1 protein-coding gene is annotated in these 649 nt (G+C 68.3%); it reads left to right on the top strand.

What is annotated here, in order from left to right; translation table 11 throughout:
• Nucleotides 1-649 (top strand): fasciclin domain-containing protein (locus M8J74_RS44220; RefSeq protein WP_283949343.1); only part of this gene is annotated, 649 nt, incomplete at both ends.

Below are 649 nucleotides of genomic sequence, written 5' to 3'. Positions count from 1 at the left end.
TGAACGCCCGTATCCGCCGTACCGCCGTCACCCTGGCCGCCGCGGCCGTGCTGCCGCTGGCCCTGAGCGCCTGCTCCGACAACGGCAGCGACTCCGCCAAGTCCGACTCCTCCTCGAAGGCGTCCGCCTCGGCCTCCGCGTCGGACGACGGCATGACCGGCGCGGGCAGCACCACCTCGGCGGACAAGCCCTTCGGAGCAGCCTGCTCGGCGGTGCCGAAGGACGGTGCCGGTTCCTTCGACGGCATGGCGCAGGACCCGGTGGCCACCGCCGCCTCCAACAACCCCGTGCTGTCCACGCTGGTGGCCGCGGTGAAGAAGGCCGGGCTGGTCGACACTCTCAACAACGCCCAGAACATCACGGTGTTCGCCCCGACCAACGACGCCTTCGCCAAGATCCCCAAGGCCACCCTGGACAAGGTCCTCAACGACAAGGCCCAGCTGACGAAGATCCTCACCTACCACGTCGTCGGCAAGCAGCTCACCCCCGCCGACCTGGAGAAGGGCTCCTACGAGACGCTGGAGAAGTCCAAGCTCACCACCGCCGGCTCCGGCGAGTCCTACACCGTCAACGACTCCGCCAAGGTCGTCTGCGGCAACGTCAAGACCGCCAACGCCACCGTCTACATCGTCGACTCGGTCCTGATGCC

The sequence above is a fragment of the Streptomyces panaciradicis genome (assembly GCF_023516615.1).
Classification (GTDB): Bacteria; Actinomycetota; Actinomycetes; order Streptomycetales; family Streptomycetaceae; genus Streptomyces; species Streptomyces panaciradicis.
The sequence above is the reverse complement of the archived record's forward strand: the minus strand, read 5'-3'. Positions and strand labels throughout refer to the sequence as shown.